Raw genomic sequence first — 22,314 nt, forward strand, 5'->3', positions numbered from 1 at the left:
GGCATGCCATTCACCTGGCCCGTGTCGTAAAGGCGCCGAACTGTCGCCGAGGGAACGGTTTGGCGTTTGAATGGGTTCCGGGCCTGCACCAGATAAGGGCGCGGCCTACAGGAAACGCTCACAAATCCCCCTGTAAACCCCGCATAAACCCACTCTTTACGCCGTCTTTACGCCCCACCCATACCGTCGCTCTCGTTCCTTTACGCCACTCCTGCGGACAATCCTCCTACACGCGGCAGTCGCCGCACGACGGAGAAACTTCCATGAGCGTTCTGGACGGGGTGTCACTGCTGTTGGCTGTGGCGCTGTTCATTTATCTGCTGGTTGCGCTGCTACGCGCGGATCGGAACTAGGAGCAGGCTATGCACAGTTATGACTATTGGCTGATCATCGCCTTCTTTGCCTTGGTGCTGATTCCGGCACCGGCCCTGGGGCGGTTCTACTACAAGGTAATGGAAGGGCAGCGAACCTGGCTCACGCCGGTGTTCGGCCCGGTTGAGCGTGTTTGCTATCGCCTTTCGGGTGTCGATGCAGACCAGGAGCAAAGCTGGCAGAAATACGCGCTGGCGTTGCTTGCGTTCAACCTTGCCGGTTTTGTGCTGCTGTTCGGCATCCTGGTGTTCCAGGAATACCTGCCGCTGAACCCGCAGAAATTACCGGGTCAGGAATGGACCCTGGCGTTCAACACCGCGATCAGTTTCATGACCAACACCAACTGGCAGAACTACAGCGGTGAAGCGTCCCTGAGCTACCTCAGTCAGATGGTCGGCCTCACCGTGCAGAACTTCGTCAGTGCCGCCACCGGCCTCGCCGTACTGGTCGCGTTGTGCCGTGGGATCGGTCGCAAATCCACCAAGACCTTGGGCAACTTCTGGGTCGACATGACCCGCGCCACCCTCTACGGCCTGTTGCCGTTGTGCCTGGTGTTTGCGTTGTTCCTGGTGTGGCAGGGCGTGCCACAAACCTTCGCTCACTACGTTAACGCCGTGACCATGCAAGGCGTTGACCAGGTGATTCCACTGGGGCCGGCCGCCAGCCAGATTGCGATCAAGCAATTGGGCACCAACGGCGGTGGCTTCTTCGGGGTCAATTCGGCGCATCCGTTCGAGGACCCGACTGCCTGGGCCAACCTGTTTGAGCTGGGCGCGATCATCCTGATTCCCGTAGCGCTGGTGTTCACCTTTGGCCATTACGTGAAAGACCTGCGTCAGAGCCGGGCGATCCTCGGTTGCATGCTGGCCTTGTTCATCATCGGCGGTGCAACCGCGATGTGGGCCGAGTACCAGCCCAACCCGGCGCTGAACAACCCGGCGGTGGAACAGGCCGCGCCGCAGGAAGGTAAAGAAGCGCGCTTCGGCACTACCGGCACTGTGTTGTGGTCGGTGGCTACCACCGCCGCGTCCAACGGTTCGGTCAACGGTATGCAAGACAGCCTCAACCCGCTGAGCGGTATGGTGTCGCTGGTCAACATGATGGTCGGCGAAGTGATCTTCGGCGGCGTCGGTGCCGGCATGTACGGCATGTTGCTCAACGTGTTGATCGCGGTGTTCCTCGCCGGCCTGATGATTGGCCGCACGCCGGAATACCTCGGCAAGAAACTCCAGGCCCGGGAAGTGCAATTGCTGGTGGTGACCTTGTTGGTGATGCCGGTGGGTACCCTCGTACTGGGCGCCATCGCCGCCAGCCTGCCTGGCCCGGCCGGTGCCATCAGTAACCCTGGCCCCCACGGTTTCAGCCAGTTGCTGTACGCCTACACCTCGGCCAGTGCCAACAACGGTTCGGCGTTCGGCGGCTTCAGCGCCAACACCGCGTTCCACAACCTGATGTTGAGCCTGTCGATGTTGCTGGGCCGCTTCGGCTACATCCTCCCGGTTCTGGCGTTGGCCGGCAGCCTGGCGATGAAGAAGACCGCACCGATTGGCCAGAACAGCTTCCCGACCCACGGCCCGCTGTTTGTGACCCTGTTGACCGTGACCATTTTGCTGGTGGGCGGCCTGACCTTCCTGCCGACGCTGGCACTTGGGCCTATCGCTGAACATCTGAGCATGGGCTTCTAAGGGGATATGAAAATGAATATGCCTGCAAAAAACGCGGCTCCCGTGAAGACCCAGGAGCCGGCCAAGACCGCAATCTCGGCCCTGTGGCGCCCGGCGCTGGTCCAGGCCTTCGTCAAGCTGGACCCGCGCCAACTGCAACGCTCGCCGGTAATGCTGGTGGTCGAGCTGACTGCGATCCTCACCACGATTCTGTGCTTCGTGCCGGAGGTGGCCGTACCGACCTACGTCGCGGTGCAAATCGCCGTGTGGCTGTGGTTCACCGTGCTGTTTGCCAACTTTGCCGAAGCCCTGGCTGAAGGTCGCGGCAAGGCCCGCGCCGACAGCCTCAAGGCCGGCAGCGAGGGCCTCAGCGCGCGCCGCAAGGAAGCCGATGGCAGCTTCAAGGTCGTGCCGGCCACCAGCCTGCGCAAAGGTGATGTGGTGCGTGTGGCCGCCGGGGAAATGATCCCGGGCGATGGCGAAGTCATCGAAGGTATTGCCGCGGTCAACGAAGCGGCAATCACCGGTGAGTCCGCCCCGGTGATCCGCGAATCCGGCGGCGACCGCTCGGCTGTCACCGGCAACACCCGCCTGGTCTCGGACTGGCTGATGATCCGCATCACCGCTAACCCTGGCGAGTCGACACTGGACCGCATGATCGCCCTGGTGGAAGGCGCCAAACGCCAGAAAACCCCCAACGAAATCGCGCTGGACATCCTGCTGATCGGCCTGACGCTGATCTTCCTGCTGGTGGTCGTGACCCTGCAGCCGTTCGCCCACTTCGCCAATGGCAACCTGCCGCTGGTGTTTCTGGTAGCGCTGCTGGTTACCCTGATTCCGACCACCATCGGCGGCCTGTTGTCGGCCATCGGTATCGCCGGTATGGACCGCCTGGTGCGCCTCAACGTGATCGCCAAATCCGGTCGCGCGGTGGAAGCAGCGGGGGACGTGCACGTACTGTTGCTGGACAAGACCGGCACCATCACGTTCGGTAACCGTCGTTGCACCAACGTGATCGCCGCGCCCGGTGTCAGCGGCAAGGAGTTGGCCGAAGGCGCGCTGCTGGCGTCCCTGGCGGACGACACGGCCGAAGGCAAGTCCATCGTCGAATACCTGCGCGGCTTGCACCCGCAAGCCGAGCCGTCGACGGATGAGTTGACCTCCGTGCCATTCAGCGCGGAAACCCGCCTGTCCGGTGTCGACTACCAGGGCCGCGTGTTCCGCAAAGGCGCGGTGGATTCGCTGCTGGCCTTCATTGGCCTGCAACGCCGCGACCTGCAACCGGCACTGTCCCGGGAAATCGACAAGATCGCCCAGAGCGGCGGCACCCCGTTGCTGGTGTGTGCCGACGGCAAATTGCTCGGCGCGATTCACCTCAAGGACGTGGTCAAGCCCGGCATTCGCGAGCGTTTCGCCGAGCTGCGCAAGCTGGGGATCCGCACCGTGATGGTGACCGGCGACAACCCGCTGACCGCTGCTGCGATTGCTGCTGAAGCCGGCGTGGATGATGTGCTGGCCGAAGCCACTCCAGAGAAAAAGCTGGCACGCATTCGTCATGAGCAGAACGACGGTCGCCTGGTTGCGATGTGCGGCGACGGTGCCAACGACGCCCCGGCGCTGGCCCAGGCGGACGTCGGCATGGCGATGAACGACGGCACCCAGGCCGCCCGTGAAGCCGCCAACATGGTCGACCTCGACAGCGACCCGACCAAGCTGCTGGACGTGGTGCAGATCGGCAAGGAATTGCTGGTGACCCGAGGCGCGCTGACCACCTTTTCCATCGCCAACGATGTGGCCAAGTACTTCGCGATCCTGCCGGCGCTGTTCGCCTCGATCTACCCGCAACTGGGTGTGCTCAACGTGATGCACCTGCAAAGCCCGCAGAGCGCGATCCTCTCGGCCATCGTGTTCAACGCCCTGATCATCGTGGTGCTGATCCCGCTGGCACTGCGCGGTGTGCGTGTGCAGGCGGCGAGCGCGGCGGCGTTGCTGCGTCGCAACCTGCTGATCTACGGCCTGGGCGGGATTGTGGTGCCGTTTGTGGGCATCAAGGCGATCGACATGCTGCTGACCGCGCTGCACCTGGTTTGACCCGATGCCTGCAGGTGCCGGCACACCGGCGCCTGCAGGTTGCAATGACCGAATTGAGGAATTTGAAATGTCCAACATGATCCGCCCGGCCCTGAGCCTGCTGGTGTTGATGTCGCTGATCACCGGCGTGGCCTATCCCCTGGTTGTCACCGGTGTGGCGCAAGTCGCGTTCCCCGACCAGGCCAACGGCAGCCTGGTACACGATGCCAGCGGCAAGGTGCGGGGTTCGAGCCTGATTGCCCAGGATTTCACCGGTGACGGCTGGTTCCACCCACGGCCATCTGCGGGTGCGTTTGCTACCGTTTCCAGCAGTGCCAGCAACCTCGGCCCAAGCAACCCGGCGCTGGCTACCCGGGTATTCGACGACGCCAACAAACTGCTGGTGCCAGGCCAGGGGCCGGTGCCGATGGCCATGCTGACTACCTCCGGCAGCGGTCTTGATCCACACTTGCCACCACAGGCGATTGCCTATCAACTGGCCCGGGTAGCCGCCGCGCGTAATCTGCCGGTGGCGACCCTGGAGCGCCTGATGGACGAGCACATCGAAAGCCCGCTGGTGGGGCCGCCGGTGGTGAACGTTTTGGCGCTGAACATGGCCTTGGAAAAGTTGTAAGCAGTGGCGCCGCCAATCGCGGGCAAGCCCGCTCCCACAGTTGACTGAGTTTCATCTTTGGAATGCGGTCGAAAGTGGGAGCGGGCTTGCTCGCGAAGGCTGACTTAAGAAATCCACATCAACACCTGAAGGAAGACTGCCCGCATGAGCGACTCCGGCCGCGCCGATGCCCTGTTAGCCGAACTGCCACGGGACGGCCGCGGCCGGCTCAAAGTCTTCCTCGGCGCCGCTCCCGGCGTGGGCAAGACCTACGCCATGCTCCAGGCGGCCCACACTCAGATGCGCCAGGGCGTGCGACTGATCGCCGGCGTAGTGGAAACCCACGGCCGCGCCGAGACCGAAGCCTTGCTCAGCGGCCTGCCGCAACAGCCGCTGCTGCGCTCCGAATACCGCGGCGTGATGCTGGAGGAAATGGACCTCGATGGCCTGCTCGCCGCCAAGCCCAAACTGGTGCTGGTGGACGAGCTGGCCCACAGCAACGCCCCGGGCAGCCGTCACGAAAAACGCTGGCAAGACATCCAGGAATTGCTCTCTGCCGGCATCAACGTATTCACCACGGTCAACGTCCAGCACCTGGAAAGCCTCAACGACCAGGTACGCGGTATCACCGGCGTGCAAGTGCGCGAGACCTTGCCCGACTGGGTCCTGCAGGAAGCCGACGAGCTGCTGTTGATCGACCTGCCATCCCGCGAACTGCTGGAGCGTTTGCGCGACGGCAAGGTCTACGTGCCGGAACAGGCCCGCGCCGCCATCGACGCCTTCTTCACCCAGACCAACCTCATGGCCCTGCGCGAGCTGGCGATGCAAACCGCTGCGGCCCACGTCGACGACGACCTGGCCCAGGGTTACCGCCAACTGGGCCAGGCCGCGCCCGCCGTGCGCGGCCGGCTGCTGGTGGGCGTGGACGGCGATGCCCAGGCCGAACGCCTGGTGCGCCACGCCAGCCGCGTGGCCCAGCGTCGGCATTTGCCGTGGAGCCTGGTGCACGTGGATAACGGCCGGGTGCGTGACGAGCAGTCGCGCCTGCGCCTGCAAAACGCCCAGCAACTGGCCGAGCGCCTTGGCGGTGAAGTGGTGTTGCTGCGGGCGGGGGAGGTGGCGAAGACGCTGATCCAGCATGCGGCCGAACGGCGGGCCAGCTTGATTCTGGTGGGGCAATCGCGGCCGCGCTGGCGGCGTAATCTGTTTGGCGGCGGCTTGGCCGCGCGCCTGCTGCGTAATGCCCGGGGCCTGGAAATCAACGTCCTCGACAGCGACGAAATCCCGGCCCCGCCACGCCTGCCGGATGTGCGTGGGCTGGTGTGGTTTGACTATGCGCTGGCGGTGGTAGCGACCGTGATCGCGGCGGCCGTCGCCTGGGGTGTCGCCAGTGTGCTGCCGTTGCCGAACATCTCGCTGGTGTTCCTGGCCGCCGTGCTCCTGGTGGCGGTGCGCAGCAGCCTGGGCCCGGCGCTGGCGTGTGCGGCGTTGTCCTTCCTGAGCTACGACTTCCTGTTTATCCCGCCGAATTTCTCTTTCGCGATCCAGCGTGAAGAGGACGTGCTGACGCTGTTGTTCTTCCTGCTGATGGCGGCGCTCACCGGCAACCTCGCCGCGCGCCAGCGTCGGCAGTTGCAGGCGTTGCGCGATACCCAGGAAGAAACCACCGAGCTGCTCGACCTGTCGCGCAAGCTCACCGCCGCCACCGATCGCCAGGCGGTGATCAGTGCCGCCGCGCACCATCTGGAAGGCTGGAGCGACCTGCAATTGTGCCTGCTTAACCGCGACGGCCAGGGCGACTGGAAGGTCGAGACCGGCGGCCCGATCACCTTCACCGAAGCCGAACGCGCCGCCGCCGATTGGGCCTGGCAGCATGATCAGCCGGCAGGCATGGGCACCGGCACCTTGCCGTTTGGTCGCTGGTGGTGGTGGCCGTTGTCCAGCGAGGAGGGGCCGTTGGGCCTGCTGGGTGTCAGCCCGAAAGCCGGTCTCGAATTGAGCGGCCAACGCCGTCGCCTGCTCACCGCCTTGAGCCAGCCATTGGCCCAGGCCCTGGCCCGTGCGCAACTCGGCCAGGAACTGGAAGCGGCGCGCCTGCACGGCGAAACCGAGCAATTGCGCAGTGCCTTGCTGGCCTCGGTGTCCCATGATTTACGCACGCCGCTGACCTCCATGCGCGGCAGCATCGACAGCCTGCTGGCCCTCGGCGAGGCGATTCCCCTGGAGGATCGCCGGGAGTTGCTGGAAGGCACCCGCGATGAAGCCGAGCGCCTCGACCGCTACATCCAGAACCTGCTGGACATGACCCGCCTGGGCCACGGCGCCCTGAAGCTGGCGCGGGATTGGGTTTCTCCCGGCGATATCGTCGGCAGTTCCCTGGGCCGCTTGCGCGCGGTATTGGCGCCGCTGCAAGTGACCACCGACGTACCGCCCGAGCTGCCACTGCTCTACGTGCATGCGGCCTTGATCGAGCAGGCGCTGGTCAACGTATTGGAAAACGCCGCACGCTTCTCGCCGCCCCAAGGCCGCTTGAAGCTCAGCGCGGGCGTGGTGGATAACCAATTGTTTTTTGCCGTCGCCGATGAAGGCCCGGGCATTCCCGAGGAGGAGCGTGCGAAAATTTTCGACATGTTCTACACCGCCGCCAGAGGTGATCGTGGCGGGCAGGGCACCGGGCTCGGTCTGGCGATCTGCCAGGGCATGGTCGGTGCCCACGGCGGGCATATCAGCGTGGCCGACGGCATTGAAGGCCGCGGCACCTGCATCACTTTATTCCTGCCATTGCAGGCCCAGCCTGGCCTGGAAAGCGAACCTTGAGCTACCCTCTTTTCTTCACGGATTTTGATTGGACACCATGAGCCAGACTGCGACGATTTTGGTCATTGACGACGAACCGCAGATCCGCAAATTCTTGCGTATCAGCCTGGCCTCCCAGGGCTACAAAGTGATCGAGGCCGGCACCGGCAACGAAGGCCTGGCCCAGGCCGCCTTGAGTAAACCGGACCTGCTGGTGCTCGACCTCGGCCTGCCGGACATGGACGGCCAGCAGGTGCTGCGTGAGTTTCGTGAGTGGTCCGCGGTACCGGTGCTGGTGTTGTCGGTGCGAGCCAGTGAAGTGCAAAAAGTCGAGGCGCTGGACAACGGCGCCAATGACTATGTGACCAAGCCGTTTGGCATCCAGGAGTTTCTCGCGCGGGTGCGCGCGTTGCTGCGCCAGGCGCCGGCGGGGGAGGCCCAGGAAGCGGCGTTGCGCTTTGGCCCGTTGACGGTAGACCTGGCCTATCGCCGGGTGCTGCTTGACGGTGTCGAAGTGGCGCTGACCCGCAAGGAATACGCGGTGCTTGCGCAGCTGGCGCGGCATCCCGGGCGGGTGATTACCCAGCAGCAACTGCTCAAGGATATCTGGGGCCCGACCCATACCGAGGACAGCCATTACCTGCGGATTGTGGTGGGGCACCTGCGCCAGAAGCTGGCAGATGATCCGACTCAGCCACGGTTTATCGTGACTGAGGCCGGCGTTGGGTATCGGCTATTGAACACCGAAGCCTGAAGCGTTAGCTCAACCTGTGGCGAGGGAGCTTGCTCCCGTTGGCGTGCGCAGCGCTCCCAGGATTTTGGGGTCGCTACGCAGCCCAACGGGAGCAAGCTCCCTCGCCACAAAAGCACTGCTCATAAAGCGTCAGTGTTGCTCACTCTCATACCGGTCCAGTGTATCGCTGGCAATCTCCCGCCCCAGTGCGATCAACTCCGGCGCCTTGTAAAACTCGAAAAACCGGCAAACCCGCTTCGGCACGTTGATCAGAATATCCGGCGGGTACCCGGCGATCTTGTACTGCGCCAACGACGTCTGCATCACCTCAAAACTCTGGTTGATCAAATCCAGCAGCGACGCCGGCCCCACGTTATCGATGATGAACGAACCGGTCGCCGACTTCGGCGCGCCGGCCTTTTCCGGTGCGGCCGCCGGCTGCTGCGCCTCGGGTTCGGCAGACTCCAGCCACGGGTTGATATCGGCAGCCTGGGCCAACAGCGCTTCTTGCTCCAGCATTAACAACTGCTCGGCCTGCTTGCGGCGAAACGGCAAGTGCGAACCCAGTGAGCGCACCAGGTTATCGAAGCGGCTCCTGAACGCCGGCGGGCGCTGGATCACCGGCAGCGTGTAGTGCTTCTGGTTGGTGGAGTTGAGGTTGACCGCAATGATCAGGTCGCAGTGGCTCGACACCACCGGCACGATCGGCAAAGGGTTCAAGAGGCCGCCGTCCACCAGCATGCGGTTGCCCTGCATCACCGGGGTAAACAGGCTGGGAATCGCCGCCGAGGCGCGCATGGCCTGGTGCAGGCAGCCTTCCTGGAACCAGATTTCCTGCTGGTTGGTCAGGTCGGTCGCCACGGCGGTGTAGGGAATGCGCAGGTCTTCGATATTGATCTCGCCGACGATCTTGCGGATCTGCCCAAAGACCTTTTCGCCACGGATCGCCCCCAGGCGAAAACTCACGTCGACCAGGCGCAGCACGTCCAGGTAATCGAGGCTTTCGATCCAGTTTCGATACTCGTCCAGCTTGCCTGCGGCATAGATTCCGCCGACCACTGCCCCCATGGAGCAGCCCGCGATGCAGGCGATGTCGTAGCCGCGCTTTTCAATTTCCTCGATCACGCCGATATGGGCGTAGCCCCGGGCGCCGCCGGAGCCCAGCACCAATGCAACACGTTTCTTCATGACCTGATCCTTTGCAAAACAGATGACCACAATGCACCCATCAAGGGGCGCGCTTCAATCATCAGCGCTGCAACCGATTATTTTCGCGATCGGGCTACTCTGCTCGGGTATGCTCTGGCAATCGGCACTGCGGATTCAGGCAGTCGGATAAGGCACTTTTCGGTGTAGGCAACGTCTACACCTGTGACTGTTTTTTCTTTTCTTGAGGTGTCATTTGATGAAAGCCTGGATGTGTGTGCCTGTGATCGTGTTGGCCCTGGCCGGTTGTGCCGGGAAAACTGCTTATCGCGACAGCTGCGGCACGCAACTGGACGCTGCGTGGCACGAACTGGACCTGGCCAAGGCCGAAGGCTTTGCCGGCACCGTGAGTTATTCCAAGGCCCTTTCATTGCTGACTGGCGCCAAGACCCAGCAGCAGTTCGAAGCCTTCGAAGGCTGCTCGAACAAGGCCGAAAAAGCCCGCTTCTATATTCGTGAGTCTCGTGCAGGGCGTTGATCCCGGTCAGGGTGTCAGGGAGCGGTAATCGTTAGGGTTGTACGTGGCGTTTGTATTGCCAGGCGCCACGCCAGTCAGTTAACAGGGGAAGCGCATGGCAGGGTTGGTAGATCAGTTGGTCGCTCAGGTCATTGGCCTGGAAGTAGGGTTGCTGAACTGCCAGGCGCGCCTCGCCGCCGTCACGGACGACGAGGCCCTGCATGACCTGCGCACCACCGTGCGGCGCTTGCGCAGCCTGTTGCGGCCATTGCGCGGGTTGCCCGGTGTCGAGCAACTCGAACAGGCCGCCAGCGCCGTCGGCCAACTGACTACACCCTTTCGCGACCGTGAAGTGCTGGCCGCGTACCTCCATCAGCACGGCTATCACGAGGCGGCTGACCGGCGCACCCGGCAGCAGGCGGCCACCTACCGCTCGGTCGCACAAGGGCCGGAGCTGGCGCAACTGCTGTTGATCCTCGAGGCATTCCCCCGCTTTATCCGCGCTTCCCAACGGCAGAAGCTGCTCAAGGGCCTGCGCGCGCGCATTGAAAAACGATTGGCCAAGCAATGGAACCGGCTCGGCGAGGCACTCCACGACCCGAACCATGACCGTCATCGCCTGCGCCTGTTGATCAAGCGCGTGCGTTATGCGGCCGAGGCTTATCCCGAGCTGGACAAGCTGCCCCCCAAAGCCGTGTCCCGTCTCAAGGCCGCTCAAGGCGCCCTCGGCGATTGGCACGATTGCTGGCAATGGCTGGCGCAAGCCGGGCACGAGCCCGATTTGCAGCCGTGCGTGCCCGGCTGGCACCGCACCATGGCCAAGGCCGAAGGGCAGGCGGATCGTGTGCTGGATAAGCTGAGCGCTGACTGCTTCGCTTGAGTCCGCGGCCTATCTGTCCGGCTTTTTGGCTGGAATAGGTGCTGTACGGCGCAGGCCGGGTGGTTAAGATCCCTCAATCCTTTTTTCAAGTTGAGATCGCCATGCGCTTTAGTGATTTGCTCGACGCTGCCCGCAACCATCCCCTGGACGTTTCGATCCCTGCCGAATGGGCCCAGGGTCGTGCCACCTTTGGCGGCCTGGTGGTGGCGTTGCAATACGAAGCCCTGCGTGCGCAGGTTCCGGCAGATCGCCCGTTGCGTTCGCTGGCGATTACCTTTGTCGGCCCGGTGGCGCCGGATGTTTCGGCAAGCTACGAAGTCGAAGTGCTGCGCGAAGGCAAGGCTGTCAGCCAACTGCTGGGGCGTGTGGTGCAGAACGGTGAAGTGATGACCCTGGTGCAGGCCAGTTTTGGCGCCTCGCGGCCATCGCAGATCGATGTTGAAGCCGAACCGGCGCCCACCTTCAAACACTGGGATGAGTGCCAGGAGTTGCCTTACATCAAAGGGGTGACACCGGAGTTCATGCGGCACCTGGCGATGCGCTGGAGTGTGGGAGGCTTGCCGTTCACCGGCAATAAATCCCGTGAGATGGGCGGCTGGGTGCGCTTGCGTGGCGATGTGAAAGAAGAGCCGCTGACCGAAGCGCATATCCTGGCGCTGGTGGATGCGTGGCCCCCGTCGGTGTTACCGCACCTGACCCAACCGGCCGCGGGCAGCACCCTGACCTGGACCATCGAATTCGTGCAGCCGCTGCAAACCCTCAGCACCCTGGACTGGTGCCAGTACCTGGTCCATATCGAACATGCCCGCGACGGCTACGGGCATGCCGCTGCGCAGCTGTGGAGCCCCGACGGCCAGTTGATTGCTATCAGCCGTCAGTCGGTGGTGGTGTTCGCCTGAGGCTTCAGACCAGCAGGTGTTGGTCATGGGAGGCGTCGCTGGCGCGGGCCTCCAGGCGACGACCGTGGTGCTGCAATGCCAGTGCCGCCACAATGCCGACAACGCCAATAGCCACACTTGCCGGGTTCTCGCTGAACACCCCGGACACCATCAACAGGAAGCCGATCACCAGCAGGGGCAGCGCCAGCAGTTGCAACACTTGATTGGTCCCATGCTGATGATTTTGCGGGTGGGTGCGCCATTGCCAGGCGGGGAGATTTGGATGACGTTTGCCCATGATCGTGATTCCTCTGTCCGTTGAAACATCTTGAACAGAGTGTAGGCCGGGCAGGGTGGGGCGGCGAATCAAGGATGGCTATGGGGGCCATAGCCGTCCCTTTAAGGTTTACAGCTTCAACTGGCCGATGGCCTTGCTCAGCTCCCCGGCCAGGGTTGCCAGCTCATTGCTGGTGGTCGCCGAGTCCACAGTCTGTTGCACGGTGTTCTCGGTGACGTCTCGAATGCTCACCACTGCCCGATTCATTTCCTCGGCCACATGGCTTTGTTGTTCGGCGGCGACGGCAATCTGCGTGTTGCTCTCGCGCATTTGCGCCACGGCGCCGGTGATTTCGGCGAGGGCAATCCCGGCTTCCTGAGCCTGTTGCACACAGTCGTCGGCCTTGAACGAGCTTTCCTGCATGAAGTCCACCGCGTCCCGGGTGCCGGCTTGCAGGGCCGAAACCATGCGCGTGATTTCATCGGTGGAGCTTTGCACGCGCTTGGCCAGGTTGCGCACCTCATCAGCGACCACGGCAAAGCCCCGACCCATTTCGCCGGCGCGGGCGGCTTCGATGGCGGCGTTCAGGGCCAGCAGGTTGGTCTGCTCGGCGATGCTGTGAATCACCCCGACCACCCCCATTGATTTTCTGGCTGTCCTCGGCCAGTTTCTGGATCATTTCAGCGGTCTGCTGCACGCCGGTGGACAGCCCGGCAATCGAGCGCTGTACCCGGCTGACCACTTCCTGGCCGCTGCCGGCGAGGGTGTCGGCCGTCTGGGACAGGTCGCGGGTAGCGCCGGCGTGCTGGGCGATGTGGTAGACGGTCGCGGTCATCTCGTTGATTGCGGTGGCGGCCTGGTCGGTTTCGCTTTGCTGGCCGAGCATGCCGTGCTGCACCTCGTTCATGCTGCTGGCCAGGCGTGCGGCGCCGTCGTCCAGTTGCTTGGCGGTGCGCGCGACGGTGTTGACCACCCGTTGATAACCCGCCTGCATCGCGTTAAAGGCACTGGCCATCTGCCCGACCTCGTCCTTGCAGGCCAGGGGCACGCGGGCCGAGAGGTCGCCGGTTTTCTCGACGTGCAGCATCACGTCTTTCAAGGTGTTGAGCTGGCTCAGCAGAAAACGGATCAGCAACTGTGAGGCGCCAAGCATCGCCAGCATCAGGATCATGACCGCCACCGCGTAGTTGGCGAAACGTTCTTCGAACACCTGGCTCAGGCTGGGGGCGTAGGCCAGCACGGCGACGTGTTGGCCGTCGGCGCGGGCGATCACCTCGGCGCCCATCAGCGGGTTTTCGCCGAACAGTGGCATGGGGTTGATATCCACCCAGCCGTTGGCCGAGTCGAGGGCTGACAGATCCTGGTCGCCCAGCTGTGGGAGTTTGCCCTTGGCAAATGTCAGCCAGTGCTCGCCCTTGGGCAGTGGCTGGCCGGCAGGCCAGGCACCGAGCAAGTGCGCCTGGGCTTGCGCCGACGCCTGGGAGGCGTGGCTGCGGGCCTGCTGTTCGAGCTGCACGGCGTACAACACCAGCAACAGGGTGGTGATGAACGCGACCGCGTTGACGGCCCAGAATTTGTACTTCAGTGAGATGTTGCTAAGCCAGGCACCCATGGAAGGTTTTCTCTGATAGCGGAAACAGCATTGGCAAGGTGCCATTATTGTGCCGCTATCGAGTCAACAGGTTTTGATATGGGTCAATGCGCCGCGTCAATCCGGCACAGGCAATCCAAAAAACGCGCGGGCGCAAGCGGTAGTGTGTTGCGCGAGGTCTTCCACGGTCTCTTCGCGGTGCAAGGCCACTTCCCGCAGGACCTCCGGCAAATAGGCCGGCTCGTTGCGACCGTTTTTCGGTTTGGGCCGCAGGGTTCGTGGCAGCAGGTAGGGCGCGTCGCTTTCCAGCATCAGACGGCCCCGGGGAATTTCCCTGACCAGCGGATGCAGGTGCGTCCCGCGACGCTCGTCGCAGATCCAGCCGGTGATGCCGATATGCAGGTCGAGGTCGAGGTAGCTGAACAATGCGCGCTGCTCGCCGGTGAAGCAGTGCACCACGGCGGCCGACAGGTGATCGCGATAGTCCCGCAGGATTTCCAGCAGGCGCTGGTTGGCGTCGCGCTCGTGGAGGAATACCGGGAGTTTCAGCTCCACGGCCAGGGCCAGATGCTCTTCGAGGACTTTTTCCTGCTGGGGGCGCGGCGAGAAGTCCCGGTTGAAGTCCAGTCCGCATTCACCCACCGCACGTACACGGCTCTCCTTGAGCAAACCGCGCAGGCGCCTGGCGCTTTCGGCATTCCAGTCACTCGCGGAGTGGGGGTGGATACCGGCGGTGGCGAACAGGCGTTGCTCGCTTTCGTCCAACTGCTGGCACAGCTCCAGGGCCTGTTCGCTGCCGTCGACACTGGTACCGGTGAGCACCAATTGGCTCACCCCGGCGGCGTAGGCACGCTCGAGAACGGCCTGGTGCTTTTCGTCGAAACTTGGGTTGGTCAGGTTGACGCCGATATCAATGAGTTGCATGGTGCTACCTCCGCCTGCGGTCGGAAAGCATATCAGAGCTGTAGATTTATAAGAAAAGCCAAGAACTACAACGAGTTAAAGCTGTCTTTGAAAGTCGCAAGTAACACCGTGTTTGGTTTGTCGCCATCTGCCGTGCAACCCTTGCGCCCAAAGCCTGCGCTCATGGCGCTCTGTTTCTGTCCCCCAACGCCTCGTTTTTCGCGACGCAATGGGCAGTATTCTTTCTTCCGGAGAGCGGATGATCCGACCCTCGGCGTTGCTTGTGTTGTGCCTGACGTTACTGCTGCCCATGGCGGCGGTTGCGCGTCTGGACGGGCCGCTGGAAGTGACCAAACCCGGCAAGGTCCGCGACCTCGCGGAAATCCGCAGCAGCCGCACCCTGCGGGTGTTGGTCAACCAGAGTCGCAACAGTTCCGGCGAAGTCCAGGGCCAGGCCATCGGTGTTGAATACCATCGCCTGCGCGCTTTCGAGCAGTACCTCAACGGTCACGCCCGTGACGGAGAGGAAATCAACCTCAAGATTATTCCCAAGGCCAAGGATCAGTTGATCGGCGCGTTGGCCCGCGGCGAGGGCGACCTGGTAGCGCCCGGCGAATTGCTCGACGTGAAGGCGGCGCACAAGATTGCCACCAGCGACCCGATTGCGAGCGACGTGCCGTTGTGGCTGGTGGGGCTCAAGGGCGAGCGACGGTTTACCAAACTGGAGCAACTGTCCGGGCGCACGCTGGCGCTGACCACCGGCAGCGCCGCGTCGGATGCGATCAATCAGGTCAACCAGAAACTGGCGCTGCACAAGTTGCCGCCGGTGAAGGTGGAGTGGGTAGACCCCAGCCTGGCGGTGGAGGACGTGCTGGAGATGGTCCAGGCCGGGATTTTCCACCTGACCATCGTCGAGCGACCGATTGCCGAGCGCTGGGCGAAGATCCTGCCCAAGCTGCGTTTTGACCGGCAAGTAACCATCAGCGAGCCGGGCGAAGAGTATTGGTTCGTACGCCAGGATGCCTCGATGCTGCGGGCCAGTATCGACCGTTTCCTCAAGACCTACCGCACCCCGTCCGACCAGGATGTGGCCTTCCAGCGCATCTACCGCCGTCTCTATCAAGTACGTTATCCACTGGCCCGGGCCGACCGCCAGCGCCTGGAAAAACTGCGTCCGGTGCTGCAAAAGCATGCCCGGGAGCAAGGCATGGACTGGCTGAACCTGGCTGCGCTGGCGTTCAAGGAGTCGGCCCTCGACCCCGGTGCTCGCAGCAGTGGCGGCCCCACCGGGCTGATGCAGATCACCCCGTCGGCGGCGCAACGGGTCGGGGTCAATAACATCGAGAACCTGGACAGCAACGTGCAAGCGGGCGCGCGGTACCTGGCGATGATCCGGCGCAAGTTTTTCTCAAGCCCCAAACTCAATGAGCGCGAGCGCATGGCCTTCGTCCTGGCGGCCTACAACATGGGCCCCGAGCGGGTTCAGGGAATGCGCGCCGAAGCCCGGCGCCGGGGTCTCAACCCGAATCAATGGTTTTTTCAGGTCGAGCGCATTGCCATGGAGCAAGTGGGAATGGGCGGCGTCAGCTATGTTAATAGCGTGAACAAGTATTACCTGGCGTTTGATCGGGAGCGCGAGTCCCTTGAGCCCCCGGCAGCGAAAATTGCCTCGCGTAAGTGATCTATTTTTTCGATGTTAATTAGGCAATTTATCGGCTTTTATCATTGTTTAAACTGATTAATATAGCGGCCAACCAACCCCTACATTGAAAAGGATTATCAGCATGAGCCCATTGATCACCCGCATCCTCTCCACCCGCGCCGGCTACGGCCTGACCGTTCTGCGAATTTTTGTCGGAATCATCTTCGCCGCTCACGGTTCGCAGAAACTCTTTGGCTGGTTTGGCGGTGGCGGCCTGGCGGGCACGGCCCAATGGATGGAAAGTATCGGCCTGGCGCCGGGTACCTTGATGGCCGTGTTGTCCGGCGGTACCGAGTTTTTCGCCGGGCTGGCGCTGATCATCGGTTTGCTGGCACGGCCTGCGGCGTTGGGCCTGACGATCATTTCCCTGGTGGCGATTTTCTCGGTGCATATCCATAACGGTTTGTTCATGGCCAACAACGGTTATGAGTTCGCCCTGGCGCTGCTGGGCGGTACGCTGGCGGTGTTGCTGGAAGGTGCAGGCAAACTGTCTGCCGACCGCGCCATCACTCACTGATCCCGCGAAATTCCCTTTAAAGGCCCGCCCCGTGCGGGCCTTTTCGTTGCCAGGGATTCTTGACACCGCCCTAGCGGCTTCTCTAGGATGTTGCCCATGCGCCGATTTAAACAGCTAATTGCGGGGCGCCACCGGTGACTGATCACAGTCCCGACAGAAGCCAGAGCCCATGGGCCGGTTTCGAAATTCCGCTAAAGCGCTGGTTCGGTGTTGCCTCTCACCTGCCCGCAGACTTTTGAGGCAGAGACACGACACGATGAATGCACTACGCCCCCTCATACGCCTGGCCCCGATCACCGCGGACCTTACCCAACGCAATCCGAAAATCCTTCTGGGCGGCAAGCACCAGCCGACGCTGCTGCGCTATCTGGACGGCTGGCCTCGCCGCACGGGGCGGCCTTCGGCGTTTCTGATCCAGTTTGTCGAAGACGGCGACTCCCTCGCGCGCTTTGCATCCAACAGCTTTGACCTGGCCGTGATTCAAGCGCCGAGTGCGAGTGATGCGGGCGAAGTGATACGCCAGTTGACCCGTATTGCCCGTCAAGGGCTGATCGCCCGGCGTTGAACCCTCAGTAAAACGCCGCTGAAGGCAGGTGCTGGCGACGGCGACGAACAAGGAACATACCCCACGCAATCAGGCACAGTATCAGCGGTACGGGCAGGATATTGAGCAACTTAATCTTGCGCTCCAGGGCATGAACCTGGGCGTATGCCTGAACCTTCAGCGCGTGAATTTCCATGGGCACTCGCAAGCGTTCCTTGTTGAGTGCCTGCAGCAGTACGTTGGAGGTGATCGCCTGGACTCCTGGCGAAAGGGTGCGGGGGTTCAGTAATTGCCATTCCTTTTCCGTTCGTTCCAGGCGTTGCACCAGTTCGGCGGATTTTTCCCGGTAGGTCTGTGCAGCGTCTTCGCGCATTGCCTGCAGCACCTGTAATGATCGACCGCCGCCTGCGCGGGGGCGAACGTTCATCAGGGCATCGGGCGCCGCCAGGTTATCCAGGGTGTTCAAGACAAACATCGCGTTATCGGACGACGCTCCGCTCATCGTGCGGTTGCCTGGGCCCATTCCTGCCACTCGGTCGCTGAGCAGGTCGGTGTCGGCGACCACCACGACGTGGATGTACGCAGACTTCTGCACGCTGGCGTCACGCCCGTTGATCCCCTCAGGAAAGGCGGAATAGGCAGGCCCCTCGACGCGGGCGGCAATCACCTGTTGCTGGCCGCGCGCGGTTGCCTCCCTGGTCAGCGAGTCAAACGGTGCTGGCAGGGCGAAGCGCTCGGCATCAAACAGCGCCGCTTGCCCGGAGCTTTGGAGCAGTGGAGTAAAGGTCATGCGGCTTTTTTTGGCGGGAGCCAGTGCGCCACTGCTCAAGACATTCACGCTGTGCAGTTTCCAGGTGCTGATGTCGTCCTGTGCCATCGCCTGGCGGGGCAGGGTCAGCGCAGCGGGGTGGCGCACCGCTGACTGCCCGGTGGTCATGATCACTGAGGTGGCATAGTTGCGATCGGCGAGTACCTTGTTCGTCGACATCTGGATGCCCCAAGCGCTCAGCAACGCTTCCAGCCTGGGGTTTTCCGGGCTTGTGAGGCTGGCGTCCAGGCCGGTAAGCGGGTCGATAAACATCATCAATTTGCCTGCGCCCAGCACAAACTGATCGATTGCGTACAAGGTTTGATCAGGCAGTTTGCCGGGGTGAACCACCATCAAGGTTTTGACGTGTTCGGGAATCTTCTCGATACCTGGCTCCAGCGTGACGAGCCTGAATTGGCGGCGCATCTCTTGAAGCAGCTGCCAGGCAGGCGTATTCACGCCGTTGCGCTCGTCCCGCTCACCCTCCATTGGCAGCCGGGATATCAGGCCTATGACGGGTTGCTCGGGGTGAATCGCCTTATGAATCAGATGGCTGATTTCATATTCCAGCAGTGATTCCCGGTCCGGGCTGAATGACTCGATGCTGTGTGGCCCATGACCGGCGCTGCTTGCGACGAGGCCGAAGAACCCTTGTTGGTCGTCAAGTCCCAGTAACCTGGCCTTGTACTCATCCTCTGAAAAAGGGGTGGGGTCGATAAGGTGAAGGTTGATGTTGCCCTTTGCGATTTTTTCATACTCCCTGAGCAGTAACTCCACACGTTTGCTGTAACTTTCCAGCGGGTTGGTTCTTTGCGGATGTTTGCTGGAGTTGAAAAAGTACAGGTCAACTGGCTGTTCCAGTGAGGTGAGTAGTGCCTGTACTGGTGAGGAGAGTGTATGAATTTTTTGTTCTGAAAAATCCAGCCGTATATTCGGAAGCTTATGTGCCCACACCAGGTTAAATGCAAGAAAGAGTAAAAATAGGGTGAGAATTGTGAGGCTGGCGCTTAGTGGCGTTCTCATCGTCATTTGTCCTTCTCAACCGTTTCTGACATTCAGGGCGATGATCGTTGCAGCGAGAAAGGTTACGATCATGCTGATAAAGTACAAACTGTCCTGAAGAGCCAGAACACCCTGGTCAATGGCATCAAAACGCGTCGATGGGCTCAGGGAGATAATCCGGTCAACAAGCCAGATGGGGGCTTGGTGTTCAATGGCATCAAGAATCGATGACAACCCGCTGGCGGCCAGCAGCAAGCACAGGGTTACTGTAAATATAACTGCCCGGTGATGGGTCAGTGTGCAAATAAAACAGCCCGCCGACAGATAACTTCCGGCTAATAGCCAACTTGCCAGGTAGTGGGAGGCGATAACGGTATTGTCCGGATTTCCCAAGTAGTTGACGGTGATAACCAAGGGGAAAGTCAGCATCAAGGCAACACCGGAAACAACCCAGGCTGCCAGAAATTTACCGGCAACCATTTCGAAGCCAGTGACCGGCAGACTCTTTAGAAAGTCCATGGGCCCCGTATTGTGCTCGTCCGCCCAAAGTTGGGTGGCAAGCACAGGAGTCAACAGTAAATAAAGCCAGGGGTGCAGTTGGAAAAAACCGTGCAGGTCGACACTGCTTTGCTCCAATAGCTGGCTTGTATGGAAGCCAAATGCAGTGGCGGCTGTCACGAACGCTGCCGTGCTCAGATAAGTGACGGGGGCTGAGAAGTAACTGGCAAGTTGGCGCTTGAATATGACCGGTAGACGTTTCAATTCGATGCCTCCTGGCTCATATGGTGGACCACGTCGTCCAAACGCCCGGGCTCCAGGTTCAGGGCGTTGATTTTCCAGCGGCGGTGGGTGATCAGTGCGTTGATGTGGGGGTAAATGGTTTGCCCCGGTATGGCGAGCACGGTCACTGTGCCGGGGGTCTCGCGGTCTTGCTCGATGCCGGCGACCCCGGGTAATACCGCCAGGGCGAGCAGGTCCAGCGGCATGTCTGCGGCAAGGGTGACCGCCTGGTGATGACGGGAACTGCGCTGCAGTTCGGGCAAGGAGGTGTCTGCCACCAGGCGACCGTCGGCGATTACCAATGCCCTGTTACAGATGCGGGTCAGCTCTTCAGGAGTCCGGGACGCGACAATGATCGTCATTTCGTCGTTCAACGACTTGATGAGCAGTCTGACTTTGTGTTTTTGGTCGGCGCTCAGGCCTTCCGTTGGCTCATCGAGTAACAGCAGGCTGGGGTCATGCAAGATTGCCTGGGCGATGGCGACCTTGCGTTTCAAGCCTGGCGGGAGGGTTTCGATCGGGCATTTGAGTATCCGCCAAAGCTCCAGCCGTGCGACCGCCCGGTCAATCATTTTGCGCTTTTGCGCGCCGTGGAATCCGCGTACTCCAGCGATAAACTCAAGAAAACCTTTCACGCTCATTGCGTTGTGGCTCAGTAATGATTCTGGCTGGTAGCCCGTCATCTTCTTCGCCTGGAGTGGGTTGTGGGCTATATCATTACCAAATATTTTTATATGGCCTGAAGAGGGGGCGATCGAGCCTGAAATCATTTTGATGATGGTTGTTTTTCCCGCGCCATCACTTCCAAATAGTCCCAGGCATTCCTGGGGTTGGGCGTTGAACGAAATATTATGAATGATGCTTTTTGCGCCCATCTTTTTTGTCAGGCTCGTTATCTCGATCATTATGCTTTTCTACTGAAAGGATATGGCAAGGCGCGATTAGATCGATGCCCCGATTAACCTGCTTGAGCAGCAGGTTGTGGATGTTCGAAAAGTCAAAACTTGAAAACTTTATGATTGGCGCGGTCCAGTGTCGTACTGTTAAAAAATGGTACGTTCAATGGGCTGTGTTGGAAACGCTGAAACGCCTGAATAAGATAAGTCCTACGTGCCAAGCGATAGCTCGCTGAAACAATTGTTATGTTTTTAATGCTTCAATTACTGTCGTCTTTTATTTGGCGCGTATTCGAAGTCCGCCAGTGTTTAATGGAGCCTGATCATCATGCTGCTACTACGTACCCTTGTTCTTGAACAGTCCGGGCATGATGCGCCGGTCAACGGTGCCCTGCTGTGTGGTTTTGCAGTGGCTCAGATTGCTTCGAACTTCCTTGCCTATAGTCTGGATGAAGAGACGGAGCCCGGTAGTTCACGGGTGTATATTGCGGCTTTGCGTAAAAAGTCCGAACGGTACTTTCTGGGGGCGATAGATTCCAAGGAGGATCTGCAAACAGCGACCCAAGTCTTCAAGCAAATTCTGACGCTTGCCGCTGCACCCGGGGCAAAGTCCGCGAGCACCGGCGAGACGCCGATTCCCTATCATTTCGTCGATCTGAAAGGTTGCAAGCTGCCCCCCGCCAGGCCCGAAGATCATCACTCGCTGACGATCAAGAAATCCCTGGTGATGAAGGTGATCACCCTGGGCACTTCGGCGCCCGGTTTGCCCGCCATCGAAAGCAGTTCATTGATCGTGCCGTCGATTCGTTTCTCCTCAAGGATGGTTTCTCCTCCAAGGGCGGCGGAACACTCGGAGCCTGCGCCACCCGTGTCCGAACCGGCGCCCCAGGCAACCATGGAGGTGTTTGAAATAGCCGAGCCACTCGTTGAGTTGCCACCGCCAGCACTTGCCGAGGTACCTGTGGTCGCCGCTCCACCGCAGGCGCTGGCAGCCCGCCAACCTGAACCTGCCCGGCCAGAGTCGGCTTCGTTGTTTGAAGTGGACGATACGCTGGCCAATCTTGCCCGAGTGGCGCAGGAGTTGACGCAGCAAAAGCTCACCGTGCTCAGGCAGGAGGAAGCGCTTGAGCAGTTACGCCTGGAACTGCGTCAGGAAAAGGCAGACATCGAGCAGGGGAGCCAACGGAGTGCCGAGAGGGTTGCCGAAAAAGAAGCGTCCCTGGAGTTGTTGGCGCGCACGCTGGCCACTCGTGAGGAAGAACTGGCTGACGGCTCGGCGTTAAACCGGGCGGAGCAGCGTCGAATCGACGAGCGTATGCGCTATCTGGAGAGCCAGGAAACCCAGTTGCACAACCGTGACCTGGACGTTTGTCACAAGGAGCAGCAGCTGGCGGCCGCACTGTTTCAGTTGCCTGTCCTGCGGGACAACCTGAGGGTTGCACTGCAAACCCTGGATGAGTCTCTTGCGTGGCTGAATGAGACTGGACGCAGCCAGCCTGAAAGCCGCCTGCTTCAGTCGGATGCAGACTGACACTGTGCCGGTCCCGGCACCGGAATGCGTCGGCGGGTCTGGCTACTTTCCTGTGTTCATTTATCATCGACCCCCACAGCCGGCATTGGGCGTT

The 22,314-nt window shown here is 61.3% G+C and carries 18 protein-coding genes and 2 pseudogenes; 13 read left to right on the plus strand and 7 right to left on the minus strand.

Annotation, left to right across the window (positions count from 1 at the left end; all coding sequences use genetic code 11):
* Nucleotides 1–263 precede the first annotated feature (263 nt).
* The 6 genes from kdpF to P3C29_RS00910 all read left to right on the plus strand — a co-directional run bounded on the left by kdpF (nucleotide 264) and on the right by P3C29_RS00910 (nucleotide 8,269).
* On the plus strand, nucleotides 264–353 hold the full coding sequence (gene kdpF, locus P3C29_RS00885; RefSeq protein WP_003218754.1) for a K(+)-transporting ATPase subunit F: 90 nt from the start codon (nucleotides 264–266) through the stop codon (nucleotides 351–353).
* A gap of 9 nt (nucleotides 354–362) precedes the next feature.
* Nucleotides 363–2,057, plus strand: a complete 1,695-nt coding sequence (kdpA, locus tag P3C29_RS00890) for a potassium-transporting ATPase subunit KdpA (protein WP_010176201.1) — start codon at nucleotides 363–365, stop codon at nucleotides 2,055–2,057.
* Between the two features lie 12 nt (nucleotides 2,058–2,069).
* Nucleotides 2,070–4,127 (plus strand): potassium-transporting ATPase subunit KdpB, encoded by a 2,058-nt coding sequence (gene kdpB / locus P3C29_RS00895; protein ID WP_275963714.1) that lies wholly within the window; start codon nucleotides 2,070–2,072, stop codon nucleotides 4,125–4,127.
* Nucleotides 4,128–4,194: 67 nt separating this feature from the next.
* The gene (kdpC, locus tag P3C29_RS00900; RefSeq protein WP_010176199.1) at nucleotides 4,195–4,740 is read left to right on the plus strand and encodes a potassium-transporting ATPase subunit KdpC; all 546 of its coding nucleotides are present in this window, start codon (nucleotides 4,195–4,197) and stop codon (nucleotides 4,738–4,740) included.
* A gap of 144 nt (nucleotides 4,741–4,884) precedes the next feature.
* Nucleotides 4,885–7,536: a sensor histidine kinase KdpD gene (locus P3C29_RS00905; RefSeq protein WP_275963715.1), complete on the plus strand. Its 2,652-nt coding sequence runs from the start codon at nucleotides 4,885–4,887 to the stop codon at nucleotides 7,534–7,536.
* A 37-nt stretch (nucleotides 7,537–7,573) separates the two neighbouring features.
* A complete protein-coding gene (locus P3C29_RS00910; protein WP_201122430.1) occupies nucleotides 7,574–8,269 on the plus strand; it encodes a response regulator in 696 nt (231 codons plus the stop codon).
* A 129-nt stretch (nucleotides 8,270–8,398) separates the two neighbouring features.
* Here the strand turns inward: P3C29_RS00910 and P3C29_RS00915 are convergent, their stop codons facing one another.
* Nucleotides 8,399–9,436 (minus strand): patatin-like phospholipase family protein, encoded by a 1,038-nt coding sequence (locus tag P3C29_RS00915; RefSeq protein WP_010176195.1) that lies wholly within the window; start codon nucleotides 9,434–9,436, stop codon nucleotides 8,399–8,401.
* A gap of 217 nt (nucleotides 9,437–9,653) precedes the next feature.
* Here P3C29_RS00915 and P3C29_RS00920 point away from each other — a divergent pair, with 217 nt between their 5' ends.
* The 3 genes from P3C29_RS00920 (at nucleotide 9,654) to P3C29_RS00930 (ending at nucleotide 11,690) form a co-directional block, all read left to right on the plus strand.
* Nucleotides 9,654–9,932 carry a hypothetical protein gene (locus P3C29_RS00920; RefSeq protein WP_010176194.1) on the plus strand — a complete coding sequence of 93 codons (279 nt, stop codon included), beginning with the start codon at nucleotides 9,654–9,656 and terminating at the stop codon, nucleotides 9,930–9,932.
* Nucleotides 9,933–10,026: 94 nt separating this feature from the next.
* Nucleotides 10,027–10,791, plus strand: coding sequence for a CHAD domain-containing protein (locus tag P3C29_RS00925; RefSeq protein WP_275963716.1), 765 nt, complete (start codon nucleotides 10,027–10,029; stop codon nucleotides 10,789–10,791).
* A gap of 101 nt (nucleotides 10,792–10,892) precedes the next feature.
* Entirely contained in the window at nucleotides 10,893–11,690 is a 798-nt protein-coding gene (locus P3C29_RS00930; protein WP_275963717.1) for an acyl-CoA thioesterase domain-containing protein, read from the plus strand.
* Between the two features lie 34 nt (nucleotides 11,691–11,724).
* Here P3C29_RS00930 and P3C29_RS00935 read toward each other — a convergent pair.
* The 3 genes and pseudogenes from P3C29_RS00935 to P3C29_RS00945 all read right to left on the minus strand — a co-directional run.
* Nucleotides 11,725–11,967: pseudogene (locus P3C29_RS00935) on the minus strand (terminase); the annotation flags it as partial.
* A 108-nt stretch (nucleotides 11,968–12,075) separates the two neighbouring features.
* Nucleotides 12,076–13,558, minus strand: a pseudogene (locus P3C29_RS00940) (methyl-accepting chemotaxis protein).
* A gap of 96 nt (nucleotides 13,559–13,654) precedes the next feature.
* On the minus strand, nucleotides 13,655–14,461 hold the full coding sequence (locus P3C29_RS00945) for a TatD family hydrolase (RefSeq protein WP_275963718.1): 807 nt from the start codon (nucleotides 14,459–14,461) through the stop codon (nucleotides 13,655–13,657).
* 238 nt (nucleotides 14,462–14,699) lie between these two features.
* On the opposite strand from P3C29_RS00945, the gene P3C29_RS00950 reads away from it, so the two are divergent.
* The 3 genes from P3C29_RS00950 (at nucleotide 14,700) to P3C29_RS00960 (ending at nucleotide 17,224) form a co-directional block, all read left to right on the plus strand.
* The gene (locus tag P3C29_RS00950; RefSeq protein WP_201122437.1) at nucleotides 14,700–16,121 is read left to right on the plus strand and encodes a transglycosylase SLT domain-containing protein; all 1,422 of its coding nucleotides are present in this window, start codon (nucleotides 14,700–14,702) and stop codon (nucleotides 16,119–16,121) included.
* A 103-nt stretch (nucleotides 16,122–16,224) separates the two neighbouring features.
* A complete protein-coding gene (locus tag P3C29_RS00955) occupies nucleotides 16,225–16,659 on the plus strand; it encodes a DoxX family protein (RefSeq protein ID WP_010176187.1) in 435 nt (144 codons plus the stop codon).
* 256 nt (nucleotides 16,660–16,915) lie between these two features.
* Nucleotides 16,916–17,224 (plus strand): hypothetical protein, encoded by a 309-nt coding sequence (locus P3C29_RS00960; RefSeq protein ID WP_003218736.1) that lies wholly within the window; start codon nucleotides 16,916–16,918, stop codon nucleotides 17,222–17,224.
* A gap of 4 nt (nucleotides 17,225–17,228) precedes the next feature.
* Here P3C29_RS00960 and P3C29_RS00965 read toward each other — a convergent pair whose 3' ends face one another.
* Genes P3C29_RS00965 through P3C29_RS00975 form a run of 3 tightly spaced genes read right to left on the minus strand, consistent with a single transcriptional unit; the run spans nucleotide 17,229 to nucleotide 20,698 of the window.
* On the minus strand, nucleotides 17,229–19,034 hold the full coding sequence (locus tag P3C29_RS00965) for a Gldg family protein (RefSeq protein WP_275963719.1): 1,806 nt from the start codon (nucleotides 19,032–19,034) through the stop codon (nucleotides 17,229–17,231).
* A gap of 15 nt (nucleotides 19,035–19,049) precedes the next feature.
* Nucleotides 19,050–19,775: an ABC transporter permease subunit gene (locus P3C29_RS00970; protein WP_275963720.1), complete on the minus strand. Its 726-nt coding sequence runs from the start codon at nucleotides 19,773–19,775 to the stop codon at nucleotides 19,050–19,052.
* On the minus strand, nucleotides 19,772–20,698 hold the full coding sequence (locus P3C29_RS00975) for an ABC transporter ATP-binding protein (protein ID WP_201122442.1): 927 nt from the start codon (nucleotides 20,696–20,698) through the stop codon (nucleotides 19,772–19,774). The genes P3C29_RS00970 and P3C29_RS00975 overlap by 4 nt, the downstream gene beginning before the upstream one ends.
* A gap of 319 nt (nucleotides 20,699–21,017) precedes the next feature.
* Here P3C29_RS00975 and P3C29_RS00980 point away from each other — a divergent pair, with 319 nt between their 5' ends.
* A complete protein-coding gene (locus P3C29_RS00980; protein WP_275963721.1) occupies nucleotides 21,018–22,220 on the plus strand; it encodes a hypothetical protein in 1,203 nt (400 codons plus the stop codon).
* Nucleotides 22,221–22,314 lie beyond the last annotated feature (94 nt).

The sequence above is a fragment of the Pseudomonas sp. 1912-s genome, assembly GCF_029269205.1.
In the GTDB taxonomy this organism is placed as follows: domain Bacteria; phylum Pseudomonadota; class Gammaproteobacteria; order Pseudomonadales; family Pseudomonadaceae; genus Aquipseudomonas.

Coding starts and splice junctions, on each gene's coding strand:
- P3C29_RS00945 (WP_275963718.1), bottom strand. CDS start 14,461: ATGCAACTCATTGATATCGGCGTCAACCTGACCAACCCAAGTTTCGAC.
- P3C29_RS00965 (WP_275963719.1), bottom strand. CDS start 19,034: ATGAGAACGCCACTAAGCGCCAGCCTCACAATTCTCACCCTATTTTTA.
- P3C29_RS00960 (WP_003218736.1), top strand. CDS start 16,916: ATGAATGCACTACGCCCCCTCATACGCCTGGCCCCGATCACCGCGGAC.
- P3C29_RS00905 (WP_275963715.1), top strand. CDS start 4,885: ATGAGCGACTCCGGCCGCGCCGATGCCCTGTTAGCCGAACTGCCACGG.
- P3C29_RS00930 (WP_275963717.1), top strand. CDS start 10,893: ATGCGCTTTAGTGATTTGCTCGACGCTGCCCGCAACCATCCCCTGGAC.
- P3C29_RS00925 (WP_275963716.1), top strand. CDS start 10,027: ATGGCAGGGTTGGTAGATCAGTTGGTCGCTCAGGTCATTGGCCTGGAA.
- P3C29_RS00950 (WP_201122437.1), top strand. CDS start 14,700: ATGATCCGACCCTCGGCGTTGCTTGTGTTGTGCCTGACGTTACTGCTG.
- P3C29_RS00955 (WP_010176187.1), top strand. CDS start 16,225: ATGAGCCCATTGATCACCCGCATCCTCTCCACCCGCGCCGGCTACGGC.
- kdpC (WP_010176199.1), top strand. CDS start 4,195: ATGTCCAACATGATCCGCCCGGCCCTGAGCCTGCTGGTGTTGATGTCG.
- P3C29_RS00920 (WP_010176194.1), top strand. CDS start 9,654: ATGAAAGCCTGGATGTGTGTGCCTGTGATCGTGTTGGCCCTGGCCGGT.
- P3C29_RS00980 (WP_275963721.1), top strand. CDS start 21,018: ATGCTGCTACTACGTACCCTTGTTCTTGAACAGTCCGGGCATGATGCG.
- kdpA (WP_010176201.1), top strand. CDS start 363: ATGCACAGTTATGACTATTGGCTGATCATCGCCTTCTTTGCCTTGGTG.
- kdpF (WP_003218754.1), top strand. CDS start 264: ATGAGCGTTCTGGACGGGGTGTCACTGCTGTTGGCTGTGGCGCTGTTC.
- P3C29_RS00975 (WP_201122442.1), bottom strand. CDS start 20,698: ATGATCGAGATAACGAGCCTGACAAAAAAGATGGGCGCAAAAAGCATC.
- P3C29_RS00910 (WP_201122430.1), top strand. CDS start 7,574: ATGAGCCAGACTGCGACGATTTTGGTCATTGACGACGAACCGCAGATC.
- kdpB (WP_275963714.1), top strand. CDS start 2,070: ATGAATATGCCTGCAAAAAACGCGGCTCCCGTGAAGACCCAGGAGCCG.
- P3C29_RS00915 (WP_010176195.1), bottom strand. CDS start 9,436: ATGAAGAAACGTGTTGCATTGGTGCTGGGCTCCGGCGGCGCCCGGGGC.